This is a genomic window from Stenotrophomonas sp. SrG (assembly GCF_050031795.1).
Classification (GTDB): Bacteria; Pseudomonadota; Gammaproteobacteria; order Xanthomonadales; family Xanthomonadaceae; genus Stenotrophomonas; species Stenotrophomonas rhizophila_A.
Genome location: NZ_JBNBBE010000002.1, coordinates 256,099 through 263,117 on the forward strand (window position 1 = coordinate 256,099; position 7,019 = coordinate 263,117).

Here is a 7,019-nt window from a genome sequence, read left to right on the forward strand (position 1 = left end):
CCGCCCCGCGCCCCTCAAAGATTGCGATGTCGGAACGAAAGGCCGCGTAGAGCCACGCCATGCGTGGCTGCTCTTCGCGGTGTATCCGGCAGCCACCCATGGGGTGGCTCTACAGGTACCGCAACCAGACCAGGTCTTTGCGGCGTGCCTTCAGGCGCGCGAACGCGCGCGTTGGCCAATACAGGGCCAGCGCCAGCGCGGCGGTGATCAGCCACAACTGCCATACGTGGTCCACGGCGAAATAGGCGCCGTGGGTCTGGCCCCAGCGCGCTTCTGCGGCGACGTAGAGGAGCTTCAGCACATACAGGTGCAGCAGGTAGAAGAACATCGGGGCGGCCCCGATGCTGGCCAGCGGGGCCAGGGCGCGGGCGATCCGGGGGTGTTCGTAGAGGCGCAGGAGCAGCAGGCCGATGCCGAGGGTGAGCAGCAGGAACAGCAGGGACGGCGGGTACTTGGTGACGTTGAAGAGGCTCATCAGGGTCTGCCCGGCGCTGGCCATGGCCTGCCAGGGGGCGTCGCCGTAGACGTTGGCGGCGCGCAGCAGGGCGAAGCCGAGCAGGGCGCCGCCGCCGGCCCAGAGCAGGCGGCGTTGGCGCAGGGCGGGATCACCGGTTCGGGCGAACCAGGGGCCGAGGGTGTAGCCGAGGGCGATGACGGCGATCCAGGGCAGCACGGGGTAGGAGGTGCGCAGGCGCAGGGCGTCGCCGGCGGCGATCCAGTCGCGCTGGTGCAGGATCTTCCAGAGCAGGGCGAGCGGGCCGTCGCCGCTGACGTGGATGCCGTCGAGCAGGTTGTGGCCGGCGATCACCACCAGGGCCAGGGCGGCGAGGGCGGGGCGGGGCAGCCAGAGCAGGCCGGCCAGGGCGACCATGCTGATCCCGATCGCCCAGATCACCTGCAGGTAGATCACGCTGGGCGGGAACTGCAGGGTCCAGGCGAAATTCACCACCAGCAGTTCCAGCAGGATCAGGAACAGGCCGCGCTTGAGCAGGAAGGCGGAGGCGGCGCGGCGGGGGGCGGCCTGGCTGCTGCCGTACAGCCAGGCGGACAGACCGGTGAGCAGCACGAACACGGGGGCGCACAGGTGGGCGAGCAGGCGGCTGAGGAACAGGGCGGGCTCGACCTGGTCCACGACCATCGGGTCGGGTACCTGCTGGTGCAGGTAGAAGGTTTCGCGCACGTGATCCAGCAGCATCAGCACGATCACGGTGCCGCGCAGCTGGTCGATGGAGGTCAGGCGGGGGGAGGCGGGGGCCACGGGTGCGCCGGTGGTGGCGTGACAGGATATAACATTACAAATCAGGGTGCGCGACCAATTCCCGGGGTTTACCGATTACGGCGACCGGCGCTACCCGCCTTGCGTTACCAAGGCATGAAGGCTAGGTTTGACAGGATTTTTTGCCAGCAGGGGCTTCCATGAACAACGACGACGCTGCGCCCAGACAGCTCACATTCCGCGCGGTGGTGCTTGCCATCGTGCTGGCGGTGATCCTGTCGGCGGCCAACGCCTACCTGGGTCTGTTCGCAGGCCTGACCATCGCCACGGCCATTCCGGCGGCGGTGATCTCCATGGGGGTGCTGCGCCTGCTGGGCGGCGGCACGATCCTGGAAAACAACATCGTGCAGACTGGCGCTTCGGCCGGTTCGTCGATCGCCGCCGGTGTGATCTTCACGATCCCGGCGCTGGTGATCATGGGCTACTGGCCGGACTTCAAGTACTGGTGGGTGCTGGGCATCGCTGGCCTGGGTGGCCTGCTGGGCGTGCTGTTCTCGGTGCCGCTGCGCCGTTCGATGATCGTCGAAGACCCGCTTCCGTTCCCGGAAGGCAAGGCCGCTGCCGAAGTGCTCAAGGCCGGTGAGAACCCGGGCCCGGGCCTGAAGATCCTCGGCCTGTCGGCGGTGATCGGTGCGGTGGTGAAGCTGGCCGCGGAAAGCGGCATGCGCCTGATTCCCGATGCCTGGGCGACCTCGGCCTACGTGGGCAGCTCCAAGGTCACCGCGTTCATCGGCACCAACCTGTCGCCGGCGCTGCTGGGCGTGGGTTACATCGTCGGCCTCAACGTCGGCATCGTGGTGGTGTCCGGCTCGATCCTGACCTGGCACATCGCCATCCCGCTGTACCAGGCGTTCTTCATGAACACCGATCCGGCCCTGGCCGCGTCGATCGCCACCGCCTCGTCCACCGAGGCGGCGTTCGCCATCTGGGGCGCGAAGATGCGCTACCTGGGCGTGGGCGCGATGCTGATCGGCGGCGTGTGGACCCTGATCTCGCTGCGCAAGTCGCTGCTCAACGGCGTCAAGAGCGGCTTTGCCGCCGCGCGCAAGAGCGGCGGCCCGGCGCTGGCGCACACCGAACGCGACCTGCCGATGAAGTGGATGCTGGTGGCGCTGGTGGCCTTCACCCTGCCGCTGCTGGCGCTGTACCAGGCCATCGTGGGCCAGTGGCATGTGTCGATCCCGATGACCCTCATCATGATCGTCGCCGGCTTCCTGTTCGTCTCGGTCTCGGCCTACCTGGCCGGCCTGATCGGTTCGTCCAACAACCCGGTTTCGGGCATCACCATCTCCACCATCCTGTTCGCCTCGGCGGTGCTGGTGCTGCTGCTGGGCAAGGATGGGCTGACGCCGGTGGGCGTCGGCGGCGCGCCGCTGGGTGCGGTGGCCGCGATCATGATCGGTGCGGTGGTGTGCTGCGCCGCTGCCGTCGGCGGCGACAACCTGCAGGACCTCAAGGCCGGCTACATCGTGGGTGCAACGCCGTGGAAGCAGCAGCTGATGCTGGGCATCGGTGCGTTCTCGTGTGCGCTGATCATGGCACCGGTGCTGAACCTGCTGGCTACCGCGTACGGCATCGGCGTCAAGTCCGAGCTGCACCCGAACGCGCTGGCCGCACCGCAGGCCAACCTGATGGCGTCGGTGGCCAAGGGCCTGTTCGGTGGCGAACTGCCGTGGACCTTCATTGGCATTGGTGCCGTGGTCGGTGCGGCGATCATCGCCTTCGACAGCTGGCTGAAGTCGCGCAACGCCCGCTTCCGCGTGCCGGTGCTGGCCGCTGCGATTGGTATCTACCTGCCGCTGGAACTGATGGTGCCGATCTTCCTGGGCGGCCTGATCGCCTACCTGGTCGAGCGTTTCCACAAGGTGCGCGCCGACGATGAAGAAGGCCGCGACCGCGTGCACAAGCCGGGCGTACTGTTCGCTGCCGGCCTGATCACCGGTGAAGCGCTGATGGGCATCGCCATCGCCGTGCCGATCGTGGTCAGCAGCCGTGCCGACGTGCTGGCCGTGCCGTTCCACCTGCCGGCCGCGCAGTGGATCGGTCTGGCGGTGCTGTTCGTGGTGGGCTGGCTGATCTACCGCACCGGTAAAAAGGCCACCGCGGTCTGATTGCAAACCAATCTGAACGTGAAAAACCCCGCTTCGGCGGGGTTTTTCGTTTCCATGACGTGTGGCCTTTGCTTCACGGGGATGACAGGGCCTACCATCGGCGTTTTGCCGTTCTGCGGAGAACCCGATGAAGCTTCGTTACGCCCTGTTGCCGTTGTGCCTGCTGACCGCGCTGCCGTCGCTGGCCGCCACGCGTGGCCTGGATGTGCGCGACATGATCGCGCTGGATCGGGTTTCGGCCCCGCTGCTGACCGCCGATGGCGGCAACGTGGTGTTCGCCAAGCGCGTGGTCGGCACCGACAGCAAGGCCAGCACCGGCCTGTTCATCCGCAACCTGCGCACCCGCGATGCGGCCCCGCCCAAGCCGCTCACCCCGGCCGGCTGGAACGTCAATTCGGCCGCGCTCTCGGCCGACGGCCAGACGGTGTACTTCCTCAGCGCCAAGGGCGGCAGCCAGCAGCTGTATTCGATGCCGCTGGCCGGCGGCACCCCGCGCCAGCTGACCGATTTCGCGGTGGACGTGGACAGCTTCCAGATCTCGCCGCAGGGCGACCGCGTGGCCTTCAGCGCCGGCGTGTTCCAGGACTGCGGTTCGGACCTGGCCTGCACCAGCAAGAAGCTGGACGCGCACAAGGCGCGCAAGAACACCGGTGAAGTATTCGACAGCCTGTTCGTGCGCCATTGGGACACCTGGAACGACGGCCGCCGCAACACCCTGTTCGTGGCCCCGCTGCCGGCCGCCAAGGCCGCTGCGGTCAAGGGCGCCTCGGCGATCAGCGCAACGCTGGCCGGCGATGCGCCGTCCAAGCCGTTCGGCGGCAATGATGACTTCACCTGGGCGCCGGATGGCAAAAGCGTGGTGGCCAGCATCCGCGTGGCCGGCCGCGAAGAAGCGTGGTCGACCAACTTCGACCTTTACCGCCTGGATGCCGAGGGCAAGCAGGCGCCGGTCAACCTGACCGCGGCCAACCCCGCCTGGGATGCCGGCCCGGTGTTCAGCGCCGACGGCAACACCCTGTACTACCGCGCGATGAAGCGCCCGGGCTTCGAGGCGGACCGTTTCGGCGTGATCGCACTCGACCTGGCCTCGGGCGAGACCCGCGAAATCGCCCCGGACTGGGACCGTTCGGCCGGTGAAGTGGTGCTGTCGCAGGACGAAAAGAGCTTCTACACCGCGGCCGATGACCTGGGCGAACACCGCCTGTTCAACATCGACATCGCCACCGGCAAGGCCACGGTGGTCGCCGAAGGCGGCAGCGTCGGCTCGCCGGTGATCGCCGGCAGCACGCTGGCCTACACGAAGAACAGCCTGAAGAGCGGCGACCAGATCGTGGTGGCCCAGGCCGACGGCAGCAGGCCGCGCGAGATCACCCCGAGCGCCGGCCAGATGCTGCCCGACGTGGCCTTCGGCGATTACGAGCAGTTCCAGTTCAAGGGCTGGAACAACGAAACCGTGCACGGTTACGTGGTCAAGCCGTACAACTACCAGGAAGGCAAGACCTACCCGGTGGCGTTCCTGATCCACGGCGGCCCGCAGGGCAGCTTCGGCAATGGCTGGAGCTACCGCTGGAACCCGCAGACCTACGCGGGCCAGGGCTACGCGGTGGTGATGATCGATTTCCACGGTTCCACCGGCTACGGCCAGGCGTTCACCGATGCGATCAGCCAGCATTGGGGCGACCGCCCGCTGGAAGACCTGCAGAAGGGCTGGGCGGCGGCGCAGAAGCAGTACCCGTTCCTCAACGGCGACAAGGCCTGCGCGCTGGGCGCCAGCTACGGCGGCTTCATGGTCAACTGGATCGCCGGCAACTGGAACGAGCCGTGGAAGTGTCTGGTCAACCATGACGGCGTGTTCGACCAGCGCATGATGGGCTACGCCACCGAAGAGCTGTGGTTCACGGAATGGGAGCAGGGCGGCACGCCGTTCGCCAAGCCGCAGAACTACGAGAAGTTCAACCCGGTCAACCACGTGGCGGACTGGAAGAAGCCGATCCTGATCATCCACGGCCAGCTCGACTTCCGCATTCCGGTCGAACAGGGCCTGGGCGCGTTCACGGCCGCGCAGCGCCAGGGCATCGAGTCGAAGTTCCTGTACTTCCCGGATGAGAACCACTGGGTGCTCAAGCCGCAGAACAGCGTGCAGTGGCACGACACCGTGAACGGCTGGCTGAAGCAGCACATCGGCGAGTGATGTCGAAAGCGCCGCCGAAAGGCGGCGCTTTCATATGTGGTTACCCAACGCGCACGCGCGCACCCCTTTCCAGGCGCTCCATTCCGTGAAAGCACCCGCTCTGATCCAGAACGACATCGTAGTTTTCGGCCTCATCGCCGCCACCCTGGGTGCCGTGTTCTGGACCGCCTCACGCGAGACGGGGTTGTGGAAGCGCTTCTACACCTTCGTGCCGGCACTGCTGCTGTGCTACATGATTCCCGGCATCTACAACACGGTGGGCCTGATCGACGGGCAGAACACCAGCCTGTACAACCCGATCGCGCGCGACATCCTGCTGCCGGCCGCGCTGGTACTGCTGACGCTGGCGGTGGACATCAAGGGCATCCTGCGGCTGGGCCCGAAGCTGATCGTGATGTACCTGGGCGCGTCCTTCAGCATCATGATCGGTGCGGTGGTGGCCTTCATGCTGATGAAGTGGGCGCACCCGGAAACGGTCGCCGGCGATACCTGGGCGGGCATGGCCGCGTTGGCCGGCAGCTGGATCGGCGGCGGCGCCAACATGCTGGCCATGCGCGAGGTCTTCGACGTCAACGCCACCACCTTCGGCCAGTTCGCGGTAGTGGACGTGGGCGTAGGGTACGTATGGATGGCGGTGCTGATCTTCATGGCCGGCCGCGCGGCGAAGATCGACGCGCGCACCGGCGCGGATACATCCGCGATCGATGAACTGAAACTGCGCATCGAAAAATTCCAGGCCGAGCACGAACGCGTGGCGAGCCTGACCGACCTGATGCTGATCGTGGCGGTAGCGTTCGGCACGGTGGGCCTGTCGCACGCCATTGCCGGCCCGGTATCGGCCTGGTTCAAGGGGCACGTGGCGTGGGCTTCGCAGTTCAGCCTCGACGCGCCTTTCGTGTGGGTCGTGGTGATCTCCACCACCTGCGGCCTGGCGTTGAGCTTCACCCGCGCGCGCAACCTGGAAGGCGCGGGCGCTTCGAAGCTGGGCTCGCTGCTGCTGTACTTCCTGATCGCCTGCATCGGCATGCAGATGGACCTGCTGGCGCTGCTGGAACGCCCGTGGCTGTTCGCACTGGGCCTGATCTGGATCGCCGTGCACATCGTGCTGCTGCTCGCACTGGCCATGGCGCTCAAGGTGCCGTTCTTCTACTTCGCCATCGGCTCGCAATCCAACATCGGCGGGCCGGCTTCTGCTCCCGTGGTTGCGGCTGCGTTCCATCCCTCCCTTGCTCCCGTTGGCGTGCTGCTCGGGACAATGGGGTATGCGACTGGTACGTATCTCGCTTACATCGTTGGCATTACGTTGCGCGCTTTGGCAGGCGGCTGAGTTCTCCTGCGTAGAAGCGCTGGCGTTTTCGTTCTCTGCGCGCGGGGGAGCGGGGTGGAGGGGGTAGCGGGGCACGCGTGAACCCATCCATGGGGCTTATCGCAGCATCCATGA

At 66.7% G+C, this 7,019-nt stretch carries 4 protein-coding genes; 3 read left to right on the plus strand and 1 reads right to left on the minus strand.

All coding sequences use genetic code 11. The features are described 5' to 3' along the window. Nucleotides 1-109: 109 nt before the first annotated feature. A complete protein-coding gene (locus tag ACQG3P_RS03150) occupies nucleotides 110-1,258 on the minus strand; it encodes a DUF1624 domain-containing protein (RefSeq protein ID WP_426804177.1) in 1,149 nt (382 codons plus the stop codon). A 158-nt stretch (nucleotides 1,259-1,416) separates the two neighbouring features. On the opposite strand from ACQG3P_RS03150, the gene ACQG3P_RS03155 reads away from it, so the two are divergent. From ACQG3P_RS03155 to ACQG3P_RS03165, 3 genes are all read left to right on the plus strand, one after another. Continuing rightward, on the plus strand, nucleotides 1,417-3,387 hold the full coding sequence (locus ACQG3P_RS03155) for an OPT family oligopeptide transporter (protein ID WP_184125273.1): 1,971 nt from the start codon (nucleotides 1,417-1,419) through the stop codon (nucleotides 3,385-3,387). Nucleotides 3,388-3,514: 127 nt separating this feature from the next. After that, complete coding sequence (locus ACQG3P_RS03160; RefSeq protein WP_426804178.1) at nucleotides 3,515-5,578, plus strand: prolyl oligopeptidase family serine peptidase; 2,064 nt, start codon at nucleotides 3,515-3,517, stop codon at nucleotides 5,576-5,578. 85 nt (nucleotides 5,579-5,663) lie between these two features. Beyond that, the gene (locus ACQG3P_RS03165; protein ID WP_184125277.1) at nucleotides 5,664-6,905 is read left to right on the plus strand and encodes a DUF819 domain-containing protein; all 1,242 of its coding nucleotides are present in this window, start codon (nucleotides 5,664-5,666) and stop codon (nucleotides 6,903-6,905) included. Nucleotides 6,906-7,019 lie beyond the last annotated feature (114 nt).